This is a genomic window from Seonamhaeicola algicola, assembly GCF_007997385.1.
GTDB lineage: Bacteria > Bacteroidota > Bacteroidia > Flavobacteriales > Flavobacteriaceae > Seonamhaeicola > Seonamhaeicola algicola.
On the sequence record NZ_VOSC01000019.1, the window covers coordinates 34,515 to 53,417 of the forward strand.

The window sequence follows — 18,903 nt, forward strand, 5'->3', positions numbered from 1 at the left end:
TAATTATTAAGTTATCAAAGGTCTTTCGCAAATCTACAATTTTTTTTTATTCGTTAAAACCTACAAACAAAAAAATCATTTCTATATTTGAATAATTTATTTCTCGGTAAACAATTCATGACGTCTTCAGAATTTTATTCACTCATAAAACAACATTTTCCTTTTCAGCCTACGCTAAAGCAAGATGTTGTATTACAGCAACTTTCAAGTTTTATATTTAGTAAAACGCCCAATAGTTTGTATGTTTTAAAAGGCTATGCAGGTACAGGTAAAACTACTATTGTTGGTGCAATAGTTTCTAACCTTTGGAAAGCAAAAAAGAGTGCAATTTTAATGGCGCCTACCGGAAGAGCCGCAAAAGTGATAGCAAATTACTCAAAAAAAGAAGCGTTTACCATTCATAAAAAAATATATTTTCCAAGAAAAGAAAAGGGTGGTGGTGTTAAGTTTGTGTTACAACCAAATAAACACAAAAACACTATTTTTATTGTTGATGAAGCTTCTATGATACCAGATACACCCGGTGAATCTAAATTGTTTGAAAATGGTTCATTACTTGATGATTTAATGCAATATGTATACTCTGGTCATCAATGTAAATTACTATTAATTGGAGATACGGCACAATTGCCACCGGTTAAACTAGATTTAAGTCCTGCTTTAAATGAAGATACTATTAGCTTAAATTACAATAAAGACGTTAGTAAAATGGAACTTGATGAAGTTGTAAGGCAAGAATATGACTCCGGAATACTATCTAATGCTACCATTTTAAGAGAAGCACTTGCTAATGAGATTTATAATTATTTTAAGTTTAATTTAAACGGTTTTAAAGATATTGTAAGACTTATTGATGGCCATGAAATTATGGATGCTATAAACGAATCATACAGTAATTTAGGCAATGAAGAAACTGCCATTATTGTTAGAAGTAATAAGCGTGCTAATTTATACAACCAACAAATACGAAGCAGAATTTTGTTTAATGAACATGAACTCACTGCTGGAGACTACCTTATGGTAGTAAAAAACAATTATTTTTGGATAAAACCAACTACTGAAGCCGGATTTATTGCTAATGGCGATATTATTGAAGTTCTTGAAATTTTTAGAATTGAAGAACTTTATGGTTTTAGGTTTGCCACCGTAAAAATTCGTATGGTAGATTACCCTAAAATGCAACCCATTGAAACGGTATTGCTTTTAGATACTATTACTGCAGAAACACCTTCATTATCTTATGATGATTCTAACAGGTTATATCAAGAAGTAGCTAAAGATTATGAAAATGAAAGTAATTATAAAAAGTTTTTAAAAATAAAAGCCAACAAACATTTTAATGCGCTGCAGGTTAAATTTTCATATGCCATTACATGTCATAAATCTCAAGGAGGACAATGGAATACCGTATTTGTAGAACAGCCCTATTTGCCTGATGGAATAAACAAAGATTATTTACGTTGGTTATACACCGCAGTAACCAGAGCCAAAGAAAAATTGTATCTTATTGGTTTTAAAGATGATTTTTTTGAAGAATAGCACACATGAATCCAGAAACATTAATTAGCATTTGTTTAGGTATTGGGCTTTCAGCTTCTGTAGGGTTTAGAGTTTTTTTGCCATTATTTGCATTAAGTCTAGCTGCTTATTTTGATGTTTGGCAACTTAATGAATCATGGCAATGGGTTGGCAGTACAACAGCATTAATAACTTTAGGTGTAGCAACACTTGCCGAAATTATTGCATATTTTATTCCGTATATTGATAATTTGTTAGATAGTATTGCGGTACCATTAGCAGGTATTGCAGGCACTGTAGTTATGCTATCTACAGTAGCAAATCTAGACCCTGTAATTACGTGGTCTTTAGCAATAATTGCTGGTGGTGGTACCGCTGCTGCAATTGCAGGAACCTCTGGTACTACACGTTTAGCATCAACAGTTACTACAGCTGGTGTAGCAAACCCGTTAGTATCAACTTTAGAAACGGTTATGTCATTAATAATGTCTATAATATCCATATTTATGCCAATTGTGGCAGTTATATTTACGCTTCTTATATGTTATATTTTTTTCAAACTGTATAAAAAGTTAAAAAAAACCAAGCAGATAGCACCATAAAATGAGTATTTTTGAACACGAATTGATTAATTAATTTATGAAGATAATTTCAATGATTCCGGCACGTTATAGTGCTACAAGGTTTCCTGCAAAACTCATGCAAGACCTTAATGGTAAACCGGTAATTTTAAGAACTTATGAAGCCACAGTTGCCACAAATTTGTTTGATGATGTATTTGTAGTAACTGATAGTGATATTATTTATAATGAAATTGTAAATAATGGCGGAAAAGCTATAATGAGTAAAAAAGAACACCAATCTGGTAGTGACAGGATAGCCGAAGCGGTTGAAAATATGGATGTTGATGTGGTAATTAATGTTCAAGGCGATGAACCCTTTACAGATAAAGAATCACTCTTAAAGCTCATTCAAGTTTTTAAAAATGATGAAGAAAAAACGGTTGATTTAGCTTCATTAATGGTACATATCACAGATGAAGATGAAATAAATAACCCAAATACGGTAAAGGTAATTATTGATACTTTCAACTTTGCATTATATTTTTCTAGAAGTCCAATTCCGTACCCTAGAGATAAAAATATCAATGTAAAATATTACAAGCATAAAGGCGTGTATGCTTTTAGAAAACAGGCGCTCATAGATTTTTACAACTTACCAATGTTAACCTTAGAAGCTTCTGAAAAACTAGAGCAACTTAGGTATTTAGAATACGGAAAGCGCATAAAAATGGTTGAAACTAATATACAAGGCATAGAAATTGATACACCTGAAGATTTAGAACGTGCAAAAAAAGCATGGAAATAATTTTATAAAATGAGTAATTACAAGAATATAAAAGTTATAGGCTTTGATGCTGATGATACACTTTGGGTTAACGAAACCTATTTTAGAGAAGCAGAAGAAGCTTTTTGTACTTTATTATCAGAATATGAAACACCAAATAAATTAGACCAAGAACTCTTTAAAATGGAAATGGCTAATTTAGAGCTTTACGGCTATGGTGTTAAAGCCTTTACACTATCTATGGTTCAGGCAGCTTTAGAGCTTTCAAATTATAACATTTCAAACAAAAAACTAGAGCAGGTTTTAAATATAGGTAAAACTATGCTTAACAAACCTGTTGAATTACTTGATGGGGTAGAAGAAGTGTTAAAAACACTATCAAAAAAATACAAATTAATTTTAGCTACTAAGGGCGATTTGCTAGACCAAGAACGTAAACTTGAAAAATCTGGATTAACATCTTATTTTCATCATATTGAGGTTTTAAGTGATAAAAAAGAAACTAATTACAGTAAACTTTTAAATCATTTAGATGTTAAACCCCAACAGTTTTTAATGGTTGGCAACTCTTTAAAATCTGATGTGCTTCCACTGGCAAACTTAAAAGCGCATGCTATTCATGTACCATTTCATACAACATGGGCGCATGAACTTGTTACTGAAAAGGAAACCAACGGAAAAGAATACAAAACAATAAGTTCATTAAAAGAACTTTTAAATTTACTAGATTAGTGAAAATTATAGATATTGAAAACTGGAACAGAAAAGCGCATTACAACCATTTTTGTGGTTTAAAAGATCCGTATTTTGCGTTAACCATTCCATTTAATGTTACAAAAGCATATCAATTTTCAAAAGACAATAATGTTAGTTTTTTTGCAAAATATTTGCATGATTGCATGAAAGCCATTAATGCTGTTGATAATTTAAAATACAGGATAGAAAATAATAATGTTGTACAATACGATGTTATAAATGCCTCGGCAACTTTAATGCGTAGTGATAATACATACGGATTTTCGTTTATAGATTTTGCTGAAGATTTACAAACCTTCATAAAAAATATAGAAAGTGAAAAACAGCGCATACAACAATCAAATGATTTATATCCGCCTAAAAATACCTTGGACTGTATTCATTGTTCTGCACTACCATGGGTACATTATTCTGGACATAAAGAACCCGTATCGGGCATGTTAGAATCTGTTCCAAAATTATCCTTCAGTAAAGCTGTAAAAAACCAATCAGAATTAATAATGAACGTGTCTATAAACGTAAATCACGCATTAGTTGATGGTTATCATGTTGGATTATTTTCTGAGAAATTTCAACAAAATTTAAATAAATAAACGTAGAAATAGTATTATTTTTACATTTCGAAAAAGAAATTTTAGTAAATGAGTTATAAAAACTTTCCAATGGTGCCAAGAGTTGTTTTTGGCAGAGGTAGTTTCAACCAGTTAAGCGAAATATTAGACCCTAAACGCTTGAGTATAAATGCTCCATTTATATTTTTAGTAGATGATGTTTTTAAAGCAGACGGTAATTTAACATCTAGAATACCATTAGCTTATGATGATAAAATAATATATGTATCAGCTAAAGAAGAACCAAAAACCGATCAGGTTGATAGTATAGTAAAAGATATTATTTTAAGTACAAAAGAAAGACCTTCAGGTATTATAGGTATTGGTGGTGGTACGCTTTTAGATTTAGCTAAGGCAGTATCAATTATGCTTACAAATGAAGGTGAAGCTAAAGATTATCAAGGCTGGGATTTAGTTAAAAATCCAGCTATTTATCACGTAGGTATTCCAACAATTTCAGGTACAGGTGCCGAAGTTTCTAGAACAACTGTTTTAACCGGACCAGAAAAAAAATTAGGAATAAATTCAGATTTCACCCCTTTTGATCAAGTAGTATTAGATTCTGAACTTTTGCAGGGTGTAGATAAAAACCAGTGGTTTTACACAGGTATGGATTGCTATATTCACTGTATAGAATCTTTAAACGGCACGTATTTAAATGCTTTTAGCCAGAGTTATGGAGACATAGCACTTTCACTTTGTAAAGAGGTTTTTTTAAAAAATAATTTATCACAAATTGAAGCCGATGAAAAACTAATGATGGCTTCATGGCATGGTGGTATGAGCATTGCTTACTCTCAAGTTGGTGTTGCCCATGCTATGAGTTATGGTTTATCTTACCTTTTAGGAACAAAACATGGTATTGGTAACTGCATTGTTTTTAATCATTTAGAAGAATTTTACCCAGAAGGTGTTAAACTATTTAAACAAATGAAAGAGCTGCACGGTATAGCATTACCACAAGGTATTTGTGCTAATTTAACTGATGCCGATTTTGATACCATGATTGATATTTCATTAGATTTAAAACCGCTTTGGGAAAATGCATTAGGTAAAAATTGGCAAAAAATTATTACACGTAGTAAACTAAAGGCGCTTTATAAAAAAATGTAACATGCGCTGGTTATCAAAATTTGTTTACTTCAAACTACTACGTTGGAAAGTTGTAGGCAATATAAATCTTTCTAAAAATACTATAAAGAAAGCTGTAATAATAGCGGCACCGCATACAAGTTGGCATGACTTTTATATAGGGGTGCTGCTACGTTCAGTAATTAAGGTTAAAACAAACTTTATAGCTAAAAAATCACTTTTTAAATTTCCTTTCGGTTGGTTTTTTAAATCTTTAGGCGGTACACCTGTTAATAGGTTTTCAAACGAAAATAAAGTACAAGCAATAGTTGAAATTTTTAATAATCATGATGAGTTTAGAATAACTTTAGCTCCTGAAGGTACCAGAAAAAAGGTATTGCAATGGCGTACAGGTTTCTATTTTATAGCTAAAAAAGCTAATGTGCCCATTATAATGATAACGTTTGATTATAAAAACAAACAAAACAAAATTTCTGAACCTTTTTACCCAACAAACAATAAAGAAGCCGATTTTAGTTTTATGCAAGATTTTTTTAAAAATGTAGAAGGAAAAATTCCTGAATACTCATAAACATAAGATAATTAATTGTTTATGGCATAAAATTTGAATACTAATATATTGTATTTAGTTAATGAAACATAAAGTAAACATTGCGTCACTAAAAAGAAACATAAACTTAATACGCTCTAAAAAACAAAAAGCTATTTCTAAAAAGAAATAGCTTTTTTTATGTTAATAAACTACTAATTAAATACTACTTTATTTCTTTTAAAGCATTATCAATTAATGTTCTTAAATGCTGTTTATGTGCTCTAGAAGCTGTGTTTCCGCTAGTGTTAGCCATAGCTCTAATACGTTTTAAATTATATAAAGCCATAGATTTTGATGCACTTGTAAATTTACTAGACTGCTTACCGGTTAACATACTTATTAATCGGCTAGTGTATTCAATTTGTAAATTTTGTCTAAATGAATTTACATTACTGTAAATATCAGCTTTAAAAATAGCATCATTTAAATCTGTCATAAAAGTAGATAGGCTATATTGGTTTCCATAAAGTTCAGAATCTGTAATACGCTGTAAAGTATTTGGGTGCAGTAAATGATTTAGTACATTTTTTTGATAGCTTAAAACTTGACTATGAATTTTTGGGTCTTCAGGCCCTCTCATAAAATCAAAGCCACGGCGTTGCATTGCTAAATAGTTGAATAAATCATTAGGCGTGTTAAAAGCATTTGGTGCAAAAACATATTTTTTTAAGGCAGTCATTGCACGCTTTTGGTCTGCTAAACTAACAGGTGTATAAGGTTGTGTTGCTCCTTGCTGGCCTGCCATAGCTCTATCAACATAAACACCTCCAATGTATCGTGAAATTATATTAGCAGCGCCACCTCTTTGTCCGCTTAACAAACCATAAACACGTCTTAACTCCTCGTAAGATTGACCATCTTTCACAAACTTCTCTTTAGCTGTTTTAAGTAAATCATCAGATAGTTCTATTCTATCAATAGCATATTGTATGGCATCATTTGATTGGTCGTTAGTATTAACTCTTGGGTCAATTGCTTTACCTGGTGATCGCATATCATCAGCATCATTACCAAAAATTAATTCAGGCTCAGTAGATCTGTTTAATAAAAGATTTTTTTCAGCTTCATTTTTAAAAGGTGTATAACCAAACTGAATTGCCCAAACATCATAAGGACCAACAGCTACATCATCATATTGACCTTGCTTGCTTCTGTCTTTTGTAATATTAAGTGTTGCATAATCCATAACAGATGCTGTTAAACATTTACCTTCTATAAACTCAGGCGTAGCTAGTTGTTCAGGAGAAAATAACTGACTTGCTTTCATATTATGGTTTAGCCCAAGAGTATGCCCAACTTCATGCATAATTAAAGCCATCATAGATTCTTTTTTAATACGCTCCATTTCTAAATCTGATGCACCCGTAGCACTGGCAACAGCATTTGCAAACATGATATCATCATGCATAGCATCGCCGAAAGAACAGTAATTATGATTGTGTTCATCATGCGTGTTATTTTCAAATGTTTTGTGCTCGCTAGCCAATTCATACACTTTATCGTAAAACACACGGTTTGTAAAATGCACATATTCTAGCATAATATCAGCTCCAAGAATTTCGCCTGTTCTAGGGTTTACAAAACTTGGTCCGTAACCACCAAAAGGAGGTTTTGGAGACGAGGTCCAGCGTAATACATTATATCTAATATCACCAGCATCCCATTCTGCGTCATCAGGTTGTTGCTTCACAACCATAGCATTTTTAAAGCCTGCTTTTTCAAACGCTTTATTCCATTGCAAAACAGCTTCTTTTATGGTTGCTCTCCATTCATGCGGTGTAGAGTTTTCCATCCACCAAACTATAGGTTTAACAGGCTCAGAAATAGCCGCATTAGGGTCTTTTTTTACTAAATTCCATCTATGTACTAAATCTCTGTAAGCTATTGTTTTTGTAGAAGTTTGGTCATCAACTTGTGTTGTGAAGTATCCAACTCTTGGGTCATCAAACCTCGGTTCATAATCATTATCTGGCATTGCAATAAGGCTATGAAATACCTTTATGCTAACATTTCTACCATCAGAAACTGCACTAGAACCTCTGTTTAAAGCATACGGATTAGAGTAAACATATTCTATTTTTAAGTTTGTGTTTTCAGGGTAGTTTTTAATGGCATTTACCTTGGTTTTGTTTTTATCTAAATTACCCAACTTGAAGGCCATAGGAGAGGTTCCAGGTCTTGAAGCAGGCTTTACAGAAGCAAGTGTTTCTTTTAAAAACAACTCATCGGCTTTAATTAAATACAAACCTCTTTTTTCATCATGTGCTTCAATTTTTAAGCTAGCCATTATACCTTCGCTTATGTTGGCAGATTCTGATTTTGAAATTGGATTTGTTGGATCAAAATAAAACGAGGTATTTTGAAAAACAAATTCAATTTTATCAAAATACTTTTTTACTTTAAATACTTTTGAACCTCTGTAAGACCCTCTATTAATTCTACCAGCATCCATTACACCATCGGCTATTTGGCTAAAGTGAATAAATTCTTTACCCAACTGCTCTTCAGAAATTAACATTTGCAATGAACCATTTACAGTATCTTGATAGATTGTAAACAATCCTTCCATTTTTTTGCTTCGCTTAACAAAGTCAGCAATACCTTTTTTTCTTGGGGCTTTTGGTTTAGGAGCTTCAGTTTTAGCTTGATTTTTTTTCTTTTTCTTTTTTTGTGCCGATACATTTAAGGGCAATAAAATTGCTACTAAAACAAAAGCAGCTAATAGTGTTTTAATTGGTTTTTGTAATTTAATTTTCATGTAATGGAAGTTAATTTTTATTATAATCTGGTATCATTTTCAAAAAAAATGATACCAAATTTACTTAAACCATTATAAAATTGTTAAAACAAAATGTTAAAGTGTATTAATTTATAAGAATTAAAACTAGATTTTCCCTAGTATTTTATCCATAACCCAATTGGTATGTAGTGCTGTTTTTCCTGTTGATGGATGTTTGTAGTTGTTGTAAAGTAATTGATTACGCATACCTTCAATATGAAATTGTTGTATATGTTTTGGGTTCTCTATTTCAATTGATGTGGTTTTTGAAGCTGTTGTTAATACCAATGGTTTTTCATGAAATACAGCAAAATTAATAGTGCCTTTACTACCATATATTGTTACATCATCTAAATGTAAACTACTGGCAAAATTCCATGAAGCACAACCTGTAGCACCGTTACTGTGTAGCCAACTGGCGGTTACGGCATCTTTTGCACTGTATAAACCTTGTTGATTGGTTGCAAAACCAGTAGCGTTAACAATATTACCTAAAAGTTGCGTAAACAAATCTAAGCCATGGCTTGCTAAATCATCAAAATAGCCACCGGGTGCTATATTAGCATCTGTTCTCCAATTATATTCACCTGATTTATCAAGTACACTAGCTGGTTTACATTGTTGCCAGTTTATATGTCTTATTTCTCCAATGGCGCCATTATCAATCCAAGTTTTAATTTGTTTGAATCGGGGTAAAGAACGCCTGTAATATGCCACAAATAAAGGAATGTTTCTTTCTTTAAATGTGTTGTAAATAACTAAACTATCTTTATATGATGGTGTCATTGGTTTTTCAATACAACAAATTTTGCCTGCTTTAGCAACTTTTAGTGCATAAAATTTGTGTGTATCAGGAGGTGTTGCTATATAAACGGCATCAACATCCGTATCATTAATTAACGCCTCTGCATTGGTGTAATACTTTTTTATTTGATGACGCTTAGCGTAGTCTTTTACTTTAGCTTCATCACGACGCATTACAGCAATTAAATCAAAACCTTCGGTTAGTTTATAAGGTGGTCCGCTTTTAATTTCTGTAACATTACCACAGCCAATAATTCCCCATTTAATAGTTTTATTGGGTGGTAAAGCTGTTTCCATAATTTAATATTGAAGTATTATTAAGCAGATTCTTCCATGGTATGATATACGTTTTGTACATCATCATCTTCTTCTAGTTTTTCTAATAATTTTTCAACATCGGCAACTTGTTCTTCATTTAATTTTTTTGTTACCTGCGGTATACGCTCAAAACCTGAAGATAAAATTTCGATATTATTTTCTTCTAAATAAGCTTGAATTTTACCAAAACTTTCAAAAGGTGCGTAAATCATTACGCTAGTTACTTCGTTTCCATCGGCATCTTCATCGGTGTCTTCAAAAATTTCTTCAACACCAAAATCAATCAATTCTAATTCTAATTCTTCTAAATCTAAATTTTCACCTTTCACTTTAAAATTACAAGTATGATCGAACATGAAAACAACAGAACCCGATGTACCTAAGCTTCCATCGCATTTATTAAAATAACTACGTACGTTAGCTACGGTTCTTGTATTATTATCAGTAGCCGTTTCAACTAAAATAGCAATACCGTGTTGCGCGTAACCTTCAAAAAGCACTTCTTTGTAATCGCCTTGGCTTTTATCACTAGCTCGTTTTATAGCACGTTCTATATTATCTTTTGGCATGTTTACAGATTTAGCATTCTGTATAACTGCACGTAAACGGGAATTACTATCTGGGTCTGGGCCACCTTCTTTAACAGCCATTACAATATCTTTACCAATACGTGTAAAGGCTTTACTCATGGCAGACCAACGTTTCATTTTTCTTGCTTTTCTAAATTCAAAAGCTCTTCCCATAATAATATTTAGTTATAAGTTATAAGTATGTGTTTGCTTTAAAGTTTGTGTTTTTAAAGCATTGCGCAAATTTAAAAAATTATTGCTTTTTTGGTAATTTTTGTATTGCTGTATGATAAAATTATTCATCAACAGGCTCTACTATGGCTTCAATGGCTTCAGCAAGTTTAAAATCTTTATCTGTTACACCATTAGCATCATGTGTAGAAAGTGATATGGTTAAAACGTTATAAACGTTGCTCCAGTTTGGGTGGTGGTTAAGAGCTTCGCACTCAAAAGCTATACGGCTCATGGCGCTAAAACAGTCTCTAAAATTATCAAATTCAAATTCAGCATGAATAGCATCATCAAAATATTCCCAATCAGGGAAACGTAAAAGTTTTGTTTCAATGTCTTGTGCCGATAGTTTACTCATTGTGTTTATGTTTTTTGATTAACAGTTTTAAAAATACTGAATATTGCTGTGTAAATCAATTATTTTTTTAAATCTTCTAAAACATTAGTACTAAGAATTTGTAAATGTTTTGGTAGCTTATTAATTTTTGGTAAAACAGCTAAATAACGCTCATCATTGGTGGTAAAAACTCTTTTTATAATAGGTTTTTTTTGTGTTATTATTTGAATTATTTCATTAATAAAATCGTCATGATGCACCAAATCACTACTTCCTAAATGAAAAATACCGTGCTTGTTACGGTTAATTATGTAATGAATTTGTTGCGATAATTTATCAATGTTTGTAACATTCATTATTAAATTTGGGAACACTTCAACGGGTTCATTTTCATTGATATTTTGAAGTATTTCAAGTACTCTAGGAGATTTAGCGCCAAAAACCATTGGTAACCTTAAAACAGCTACTTGTTTTTTAGGTAAGCGTAATAAATTATTTTCTATTTTAATTTTGAAATGCCCATAAATACTATTGCTAAGTGTTTTTTCGTCTTCATAACTTGGGTATTTACTGTAAGCATCAAAAACGTTTGCAGATGATAAGTATATTATTTTGATTTTATTGGCTCTAACATATTCAGAAAGATGCAAATGCAAAAGTACTTGTTTTGAAAAATCGCCTCGTAAAGATGAAATAATAATTGTTGGTTTTACAATTTCTAAAATTTCGTATAAATCATCTTCTTCAAAATTATAATTAAAAAAGTGTCTGTTTTTTTCTAATTGTGTATTTGGTGTACAGTAAGTGCCAAAAGTTTTAAAATAAGAACACAGTTCTTTATAAATGGCATTGCCTATAAAACCACTGGCACCAAGTATTAATATTCTATGTTTTTCATCTTTCATTTTCAATGAGCAACTACAATTTACCCCTTGTAAAAAGGTAATTTAACTACAGTTGCAGGAATGGCTTTTTTTCTAATTTGTATGTTAATTTTACTATCAACCGTTGCAAACACTTTGGGTACATAACCTAAACCAATACCAATACCTAGGCTAGGAGACATGGTACCCGATGTTACGTTGCCTATAATATTACCGTTGCCATCTACAATGTCATATCCTTGACGCGGAATACCACGTTCGTCTAACTTAAAGGCTACTAGTTTACGTTCAGTACCACGTTCTTTTTCGGCTTTTAAAGCTTCAGAATTTGTGAAATTTTTAGTGAATTTTGTAATCCAACTTAAGCCAGCTTCAATGGGTGATGTAGTATCATCAATATCATTGCCATATAAACAATATCCCATTTCTAAACGTAAGGTGTCTCTGGCTGCTAAGCCAATAGGTTTAATACCGTAGTTGGCACCAGCTTTGAAAACGTTATCCCAAATTTGTTTTACTTCAGAGTTTTTGCAATAAATTTCAAATCCGCCGCTACCAGTGTAACCTGTTGCCGAAATAATAACATGCTCAATACCAGCAAAATCTCCCACAATAAAATTATAAAAGTTAATTGCAGATAAATCATGGCTGCTTAAGCTTTGCATAGCTTCAACGGCTTTTGGACCTTGAATGGCTAATAACGAATAATCATCACTCAAATTACGCATGGTTGCACCAACATCATTTTTACTAGAAATCCAGTTCCAATCTTTTTCAATATTACTGGCATTAACTACTAATAAATAGGTGTGTTCTTTAATTTTATAAACAATTAAATCATCAACAATACCGCCTGTTTCATTGGGTAAACAACTGTATTGTGCTTTACCTATTGTTAGTTTAGAGGCATCATTGCTTGTAACTTTTTGTATTAAATTTAAAGCCGTTTCACCTTCAATTAAAAATTCGCCCATGTGGCTAACATCAAAAACTCCCACAGCATTTCGCACAGTTTCGTGTTCACTATTTACACCTTCATATTGAACAGGCATGTTAAAACCAGCAAAAGGCACCATTTTAGCACCTAAGGCTTCGTGAGTTGATGTTAAGGCAGTATTTTTCATGTTTACTAAACGTTTTGTTTAAATTTTGGCAAATGTATCGAAAATTGTTCGGTTTTATAAATGTATACTTAACATTAACTTTCTATAAATTCCATAAGGTAATGCAAGTGTTTCTGTTTTAAATTGTTAGTAATCTGCAATTGTTAATGCTTGTTAAACTCAGGTTAATTAGCGTTAAATTGTTGGAAATTAATATGTTTGAAGTTATACTGTATACATGGAAAATATATTAGTAGCCGGTGCAAATGGCACCACAGGAAAACAAATAGTAAATTTATTAAACGCATCGCAATATTTTAAACCTATTGCTATGGTTAGAAAAGCTGAACAAAAAAAACAATTTGAAGCTGAAAATATAGAAACCGTTTTAGCTGATTTAGAAGAGGATTTAAATCATGTTTTTGATAATAATAAAACCATAGACAAAGTATTATTTGCTGCTGGTTCTGGTGGGAAAAATGTTTTTAAGGTTGACCAAGATGGTGCTAAGCGTTTAATTGATGCATCAAAAGCAAATAATATTAAAAAGTTTGTTATGTTAAGCTCTATGGGTGCTGATAAACCCGAAGAAGCCAATAAATTACATGACTACTTAAAAGCAAAACACAATGCTGATGAATATTTAAAAAGTAGTGGACTAAACTATAGTATTGTTAGGCCAGGAACATTAACAAATAATGCGGCTGAACATAAAATTAAATTAGAAGAATCACTAAATGAACATGGTGAAATTAGTAGGGCAGATGTGGCGCAAACTTTAGTTAAAGTTCTTAATGATGACACAGCAAATAAGGCCACTTTTGAAATAATAAAAGGCCACACCTTAATAGGTGAAGCCTTAAATAAATTTTCAACGGTTGTTTATTAACGGTTAAGCAAATATGATTTTAAATCTGTGTAGCTGCCAATTTTGGTGGCTACTTTTGTTTTATCCATAACAGCCTGAATTTGTTTTGGCAATGGTTGTTTTTCTTTTACAACGTCTTCAACTACATCTAAAAACTTAGTTGGATGCGCTGTTTCTAAAAACACACAATGTGCATTTGGGTTAGTTTCTAAATGTTTTTTACAACCCAAATACCCCACAGCACCATGCGGATCTGCTACATAGTTATAATTGTTATACATTTCTAACATAGCAGCTTTAGTTGCATCATCTGTAAACCAATATGAAGACAAGTTATTTTTTAATGTTTCAAACTTGTTTTTATATATTTCTTGTATTCTAATAAAATTACTTGGTGCACCAACATCCATAGCATTGCTTATTGTTTGAATAGATGGCTTAGGTTCATATAATTCAGATTCTAAATAACGTGTTACAACATTATTAGCATTGTTTGATGCTATAAAGTGTTTAATTGGTAACCCTAATTGTTGCGCCATCATACCGGCACAAATATTACCAAAATTACCACTTGGTACAGAAAATACAATATCGTTATAAGTTTTGTATAATTGTTTGTATGCAAACACAAAGTAGAATAGTTGTGGTAACCAACGCGCCACATTAATGGAGTTTGCCGATGTTAGCTGCATTTTATTAGTTAAATCTTCATCTAAAAAAGCGGTTTTAACCATAGCCTGACAATCATCAAAAGTGCCATTTACTTCTAATGCTTTAATATTTTGTCCTAATGTGGTTAATTGTTTTTCTTGAATATCGCTCACTTTTCCGCTAGGATAAAGTATAACTACATTTACACCTTTAACACCTAAAAAACCATTTGCAACAGCACCACCAGTATCGCCTGATGTTGCTACTAAAACAGTTACTTCGTTATTGTTATTTTTATTAAAATAACCTAAACAACGTGCCATAAAGCGTGCACCAACATCTTTAAATGCCATGGTTGGCCCATGAAACAATTCTAAAGTTGAAATATTATCATTCAACTTTACCACAGGAAAATCAAAAGACAAGGTTTCTTCAACAATTGTTTTTAAAACATTTTCTGGAATTTCAGGTGACACAAATTGTTTAATAGTTTGAAAAGCTATTTCTGCATTTGATAAACTATCTAGATTTTTAAAAAAATCATCAGACAATGGCGTTATGCTCTCAGGAAAATATAAACCTTTATCTGATGCTAAGCCTTTAACAACTGCGTTTTCAAACGTTGTGTTTGGTGCTTTATGGTTTAGTGAGTAGTAGTTCATGTTTAGTTCAATATTTTTATCCCTATTGTATTAATTTTAGACACATGAATATCAAAATCAATTCCAGTGGAGTTGTATACGTTTTTAATGGCTTCTGCAACTTTTTGGGCGGTTTCTTCGCCTTTGCAAAGCGAAAAGATTGAGGGTCCGGAACCCGAAATACAAGCACCTAATGCTCCGGCGTTTATCATGCTATTTTTAACCTCTTGATAATGCGGAATTAGTTTGCTTCTGTGCGGCTCTATAATAACATCGTGAAGCGAATCTTTTATTAAATTGTAATTGTTAGTATGTAAGGCATGAATTAAACTACCAACATTAGACCATTGTGTAATGGCATTACTTAACGAAACTTCTTTTGGTAAAACGGCACGAGATTCTGATGTTTTTATTTCAATTTGCGGATGAATAATAGTTGCATACAAATCATCTGGACTCGGAATTTCTAGAATTTGTAAAGGCTTTATTCCTTTAACCAAAGTAAAGCCACCAAACATAGCAGGAGCAAGGTTATCGGCATGTTCGCATTTACTTGCTAAAGCTTCCCCTTTCATTGCAAATTCAGTTAATTGTGTTTTGCTAAACGGTCTTCCTAAAAGTTCGTTCATACCAAATACACTTCCAACAGCACTGGCAGCGCTACTACCAATACCGCTACCAGGTTTTATGTTTTTATAAATTTCAATTTCGAAACCAAAATCTATATCCAGAGCTTCGTACATGGCTAGTGCTGAAACACCAGCTACGTTTTGGTGGGCTTCATAAGGCAAATTGAAACCTTCAATATGGGTTATTTTAATACCTTTAGTTTCAACCTTACGAATAACCATGGTATCACCAACATTGTCTAAACAAAAGCCTAAAACGTCAAATCCGCAAGCAACATTTGCCACTGTAGCAGGTGAAAAAATTTTTATTTCGTTCATGTGTTCAATTAAATAATTTTCGGCGGCACTAGAGCATGAAATATCACTTTCTTTGTGTAATTCCATAGATTTTAATTGTTTGCTAATCTAATAATATCTGCAAATAAGCCTGATGCTGTAACATCGGCACCAGCGCCAGCGCCTTTAATAATCATAGGTTGTTTTGGGTAGCGTTCTGTATAAAACATTACTATATTATCACTACCTTCTAAGTTGTAAAATGGATGTCCTACAGGAATTTCTTGTAAGCTTACACTTGCGTTACCATTATCAAATTTTGCCACATATTTTAACTGACAATTATGCGCTTTCGCGGAAGCAAATAAGGCCTGATAATGTGCTTCATCATCAATTAATGTTTTATAAAAATCATCAACAGTATCACTTTTTAGTCCTGCTTCCGAAAGGAATGATGTGTTTTTAATATCTTCTAAATTCATTTCAACACCACTTTCTCTGGCTAAAATTAAAATTTTTCTAGCCACATCAACACCGCTTAAATCTATTCTTGGGTCTGGTTCAGTGTAACCTTCGGCAGCGGCTTGTTTTACAACATCATAAAACTTAGTAGTATCATTAAAATTATTAAAAACGAAATTTAAACTTCCGCTTAAAACCGCTTGAATAGATTTAATTTTATCACCCGAAGCTACTAAATTATTAAGTGTATCAATAACTGGTAAACCTGCACCAACATTGGTTTCAAATAAAAAGGGCGCATTGTATTTAAGTGATAAACGTTTTAATTCTTTGTAGTTTGAAAATGTACTTGAACAAGCAATTTTATTACAAGCTACAACAGCAATACTTTCGCGTAAATAGTGTGCATAAAGATTGGCTACATCTTTATTTGCGGTAACATCAACAAAAATACTGTTGCGTAAATTTAAAGCTTTAGTTTTTTCAAAAAAGCCTTGTAATGAAGCTTGTTCGCCATTTTTTAATTGGTCTTTCCAGTTTTTTAAATCTAGTCCATTATCATTAAAAATCATTTTCCTAGAATTAGAAAGTCCTGCAATGCGCAAGTTTATTTTTAAGTTTTCTTTTAAATATTTACGTTGCTGTTTTATTTGTTCAACCAAACGTTCACCAACATTACCAACACCTGTAATAAATACATTAAGTTGTTTTGTTTTACTTTCAAAAAACTGTTCATGTAGCACGTTTAATGCCTTTTTAACATCAGTTTCAGCAATAACAACCGATATGTTTTTTTCTGAAGCACCTTGAGCAATAGCACGAATATTAATGTTGTTTTTACCTAAGGCACTAAACATTTTACCACTAATACCTTGGTGGTTTTTCATATTATCACCTACCAAGGCTACTATTGATAAATGCTCTTCAACAACAATAGGTTCAATTTTATTAAGCGCAATTTCGTTTTCAAAAGTAGCATCAATAGCTTCTTTGGCTAATATAGCATCTTTAGCTTCAATACCTAAACAAATTGAATGTTCTGATGATGCTTGGGTAATTAAAATTATATTTATTTTTTCTTGGGAAAGTGTTTCAAACAAACGTTTAGAAAACCCAGGGATACCAACCATTCCGCTACCTTCTAAAGTTAACAATGCTATATTACCAATGTTGCTTATACCTTTTACAGGGTTTGCACCATTTGTTGCTTTGTTTGAAATAATGGTACCAATAGCATTGGGCTCTAAAGTGTTTTTAATATGAATTGGAATTTCTAGGTTTAAAACTGGTTGTACCGTTGGTGGATACAAAACTTTAGCCCCAAAATGCGATAATTCCATGGCTTCTTGGTATGATATTTCACTAATAGGGTAGGCCTGTTTTACCATTTTTGGGTTGGTGGTAAACATACCGCTAACATCTGTCCAAATTTCTAACTGTTCAACTTTTAAAGCAGCAGCTATAATGGCCGCTGTAAAATCTGACCCGCCACGCCCAAGTGTTGTTTGTTCTCCGTTTACCGATTTTGAAACAAAACCTGGTAAAATGGTAATTTTTTGTGAAGCCGCTTTAAAATAATCTTGAATATTTTTATTTGTTATTTTATAGTTAACCTCGGCCTTTGTAAAGTTTGCATTTGTAATTACAAGCTCTTGAGAATTTTTTCTTTCAGCAGATAATCCTCTGCTTTTTATGGTTTCGGCAATAATAAAAGAAGATAACAACTCGCCAAAACTCACTAATTTATCGGATGTTTTAGGTGATAATTCATTTATTAAAAAAATACCATCTAATAAGTTTTTAAGCGCACTAAGTTGTGTTTCAACATAAGCAATGACCGCTTCATTATTTTCTGGAATTAACTCATTAACTATTGCTATATGTGTTTGCTTAATGGTATTAAAAACGTCGGTAAAGTCTGCTTCTTTATTTTGTGCTTTTTTACCAGCTAATAATAATTTATCGGTTATGCCACCAACAGCAGATACAACGCATGCAACAGCGCTGTTTTTTGAGGTGTTTTCTAAAATGTTTATTACGTTATTTATGTTTTTTGAAGAACCTACAGATGTTCCTCCAAATTTTAAAACCTTCATTTTTTAATGAATTGATTATGTAAATATTTTATTGAAACGTGATTTACTGAAAAAATCACACGATAGCCTGAAGTATATATAATTAACAACCCCAAAGGGTAATTGTATTTGTAGTTGTACCAATAATAGAAATGATTCTTTTTGTAGAAAAAGAACGTGTAAGTATCGTATTTTGGTTCAAATGATTCATTATAAGCTATAGTAATATTACTCAAAAGTATTACATTTAACCAAATTAAAAAACTAAAACATTTTTTTTGTAGTATTCTTAAGCATAACACTTTTTATTTTAAGAAATTCAACGTTATTACAAAAGAATTAGAAATTCTATAAACATTA

The 18,903-nt window shown here is 31.9% G+C and carries 17 protein-coding genes; 8 read left to right on the plus strand and 9 right to left on the minus strand.

Features of this window, described 5'->3' with window-relative positions; all coding sequences use genetic code 11:
• Positions 1-117 precede the first annotated feature (117 nt).
• The 7 genes from FUA26_RS05550 to FUA26_RS05580 are packed head-to-tail and all read left to right on the plus strand — an operon-like array spanning position 118 to position 5,895.
• Entirely contained in the window at positions 118-1,539 is a 1,422-nt protein-coding gene (locus tag FUA26_RS05550) for an ATP-dependent DNA helicase (protein ID WP_147132752.1), read from the plus strand.
• Between the two features lie 5 nt (positions 1,540-1,544).
• Complete coding sequence (locus tag FUA26_RS05555; protein ID WP_147132755.1) at positions 1,545-2,120, plus strand: DUF4126 domain-containing protein; 576 nt, start codon at positions 1,545-1,547, stop codon at positions 2,118-2,120.
• 37 nt (positions 2,121-2,157) lie between these two features.
• A complete protein-coding gene (kdsB, locus tag FUA26_RS05560) occupies positions 2,158-2,886 on the plus strand; it encodes a 3-deoxy-manno-octulosonate cytidylyltransferase (protein ID WP_147132757.1) in 729 nt (242 codons plus the stop codon).
• 9 nt (positions 2,887-2,895) lie between these two features.
• Positions 2,896-3,597, plus strand: a complete 702-nt coding sequence (locus tag FUA26_RS05565) for an HAD family hydrolase (RefSeq protein ID WP_147132760.1) — start codon at positions 2,896-2,898, stop codon at positions 3,595-3,597.
• The gene (locus FUA26_RS05570) at positions 3,597-4,214 is read left to right on the plus strand and encodes a CatA-like O-acetyltransferase (RefSeq protein ID WP_147132763.1); all 618 of its coding nucleotides are present in this window, start codon (positions 3,597-3,599) and stop codon (positions 4,212-4,214) included. Before FUA26_RS05565 ends, FUA26_RS05570 begins: the two co-directional genes overlap by 1 nt.
• 48 nt (positions 4,215-4,262) lie before the next feature.
• Positions 4,263-5,345 carry an iron-containing alcohol dehydrogenase family protein gene (locus FUA26_RS05575; RefSeq protein WP_147132766.1) on the plus strand — a complete coding sequence of 361 codons (1,083 nt, stop codon included), beginning with the start codon at positions 4,263-4,265 and terminating at the stop codon, positions 5,343-5,345.
• Position 5,346: 1 nt separating this feature from the next.
• Positions 5,347-5,895, plus strand: a complete 549-nt coding sequence (locus tag FUA26_RS05580) for a 1-acyl-sn-glycerol-3-phosphate acyltransferase (protein ID WP_147132768.1) — start codon at positions 5,347-5,349, stop codon at positions 5,893-5,895.
• Between the two features lie 184 nt (positions 5,896-6,079).
• Here the strand turns inward: FUA26_RS05580 and FUA26_RS05585 are convergent, their stop codons facing one another.
• The 6 genes from FUA26_RS05585 to gcvT form a co-directional block, all read right to left on the minus strand.
• Positions 6,080-8,674 carry a zinc-dependent metalloprotease gene (locus FUA26_RS05585; protein WP_147132771.1) on the minus strand — a complete coding sequence of 865 codons (2,595 nt, stop codon included), beginning with the start codon at positions 8,672-8,674 and terminating at the stop codon, positions 6,080-6,082.
• Positions 8,675-8,800: 126 nt separating this feature from the next.
• Positions 8,801-9,796 carry a Gfo/Idh/MocA family protein gene (locus FUA26_RS05590; protein WP_147132774.1) on the minus strand — a complete coding sequence of 332 codons (996 nt, stop codon included), beginning with the start codon at positions 9,794-9,796 and terminating at the stop codon, positions 8,801-8,803.
• Positions 9,797-9,816: 20 nt separating this feature from the next.
• Entirely contained in the window at positions 9,817-10,560 is a 744-nt protein-coding gene (locus FUA26_RS05595; RefSeq protein ID WP_147132777.1) for a YebC/PmpR family DNA-binding transcriptional regulator, read from the minus strand.
• A gap of 121 nt (positions 10,561-10,681) precedes the next feature.
• Positions 10,682-10,975: a 4a-hydroxytetrahydrobiopterin dehydratase gene (locus tag FUA26_RS05600; RefSeq protein WP_147132780.1), complete on the minus strand. Its 294-nt coding sequence runs from the start codon at positions 10,973-10,975 to the stop codon at positions 10,682-10,684.
• Between the two features lie 59 nt (positions 10,976-11,034).
• The gene (locus FUA26_RS05605; protein ID WP_147132783.1) at positions 11,035-11,859 is read right to left on the minus strand and encodes a sugar nucleotide-binding protein; all 825 of its coding nucleotides are present in this window, start codon (positions 11,857-11,859) and stop codon (positions 11,035-11,037) included.
• Positions 11,860-11,879: 20 nt separating this feature from the next.
• Positions 11,880-12,962 carry a glycine cleavage system aminomethyltransferase GcvT gene (gene gcvT / locus FUA26_RS05610; RefSeq protein ID WP_147132786.1) on the minus strand — a complete coding sequence of 361 codons (1,083 nt, stop codon included), beginning with the start codon at positions 12,960-12,962 and terminating at the stop codon, positions 11,880-11,882.
• A 217-nt stretch (positions 12,963-13,179) separates the two neighbouring features.
• On the opposite strand from gcvT, the gene FUA26_RS05615 reads away from it, so the two are divergent.
• On the plus strand, positions 13,180-13,830 hold the full coding sequence (locus tag FUA26_RS05615) for an SDR family oxidoreductase (protein WP_147132789.1): 651 nt from the start codon (positions 13,180-13,182) through the stop codon (positions 13,828-13,830).
• On the opposite strand, the gene thrC is transcribed toward FUA26_RS05615, so the two are convergent.
• From thrC to thrA, 3 genes are all read right to left on the minus strand, one after another.
• Positions 13,827-15,122 (minus strand): threonine synthase, encoded by a 1,296-nt coding sequence (gene thrC, locus FUA26_RS05620; protein ID WP_147132792.1) that lies wholly within the window; start codon positions 15,120-15,122, stop codon positions 13,827-13,829. The two genes, FUA26_RS05615 and thrC, sit on opposite strands and share 4 nt — an antisense overlap.
• 2 nt (positions 15,123-15,124) lie before the next feature.
• On the minus strand, positions 15,125-16,048 hold the full coding sequence (locus FUA26_RS05625; protein WP_147134346.1) for a homoserine kinase: 924 nt from the start codon (positions 16,046-16,048) through the stop codon (positions 15,125-15,127).
• Between the two features lie 71 nt (positions 16,049-16,119).
• The gene (gene thrA / locus FUA26_RS05630) at positions 16,120-18,564 is read right to left on the minus strand and encodes a bifunctional aspartate kinase/homoserine dehydrogenase I (RefSeq protein WP_147132795.1); all 2,445 of its coding nucleotides are present in this window, start codon (positions 18,562-18,564) and stop codon (positions 16,120-16,122) included.
• Between the last annotated feature and the right edge of the window lie 339 nt (positions 18,565-18,903).

Excerpts from the sequence above, each read along its gene's own strand:
- FUA26_RS05550 (WP_147132752.1), top strand. The coding sequence starts at position 118 with ATGACGTCTTCAGAATTTTATTCACTCATAAAACAACATTTTCCTTTT.
- FUA26_RS05555 (WP_147132755.1), top strand. The coding sequence starts at position 1,545 with ATGAATCCAGAAACATTAATTAGCATTTGTTTAGGTATTGGGCTTTCA.
- kdsB (WP_147132757.1), top strand. The coding sequence starts at position 2,158 with ATGAAGATAATTTCAATGATTCCGGCACGTTATAGTGCTACAAGGTTT.
- FUA26_RS05565 (WP_147132760.1), top strand. The coding sequence starts at position 2,896 with ATGAGTAATTACAAGAATATAAAAGTTATAGGCTTTGATGCTGATGAT.
- FUA26_RS05575 (WP_147132766.1), top strand. The coding sequence starts at position 4,263 with ATGAGTTATAAAAACTTTCCAATGGTGCCAAGAGTTGTTTTTGGCAGA.
- FUA26_RS05580 (WP_147132768.1), top strand. The coding sequence starts at position 5,347 with ATGCGCTGGTTATCAAAATTTGTTTACTTCAAACTACTACGTTGGAAA.
- FUA26_RS05585 (WP_147132771.1), bottom strand. The coding sequence starts at position 8,674 with ATGAAAATTAAATTACAAAAACCAATTAAAACACTATTAGCTGCTTTT.
- FUA26_RS05590 (WP_147132774.1), bottom strand. The coding sequence starts at position 9,796 with ATGGAAACAGCTTTACCACCCAATAAAACTATTAAATGGGGAATTATT.
- FUA26_RS05595 (WP_147132777.1), bottom strand. The coding sequence starts at position 10,560 with ATGGGAAGAGCTTTTGAATTTAGAAAAGCAAGAAAAATGAAACGTTGG.
- FUA26_RS05600 (WP_147132780.1), bottom strand. The coding sequence starts at position 10,975 with ATGAGTAAACTATCGGCACAAGACATTGAAACAAAACTTTTACGTTTC.
- FUA26_RS05605 (WP_147132783.1), bottom strand. The coding sequence starts at position 11,859 with ATGAAAGATGAAAAACATAGAATATTAATACTTGGTGCCAGTGGTTTT.
- gcvT (WP_147132786.1), bottom strand. The coding sequence starts at position 12,962 with ATGAAAAATACTGCCTTAACATCAACTCACGAAGCCTTAGGTGCTAAA.
- FUA26_RS05615 (WP_147132789.1), top strand. The coding sequence starts at position 13,180 with ATGGAAAATATATTAGTAGCCGGTGCAAATGGCACCACAGGAAAACAA.
- thrC (WP_147132792.1), bottom strand. The coding sequence starts at position 15,122 with ATGAACTACTACTCACTAAACCATAAAGCACCAAACACAACGTTTGAA.
- FUA26_RS05625 (WP_147134346.1), bottom strand. The coding sequence starts at position 16,048 with ATGAACGAAATAAAAATTTTTTCACCTGCTACAGTGGCAAATGTTGCT.
- thrA (WP_147132795.1), bottom strand. The coding sequence starts at position 18,564 with ATGAAGGTTTTAAAATTTGGAGGAACATCTGTAGGTTCTTCAAAAAAC.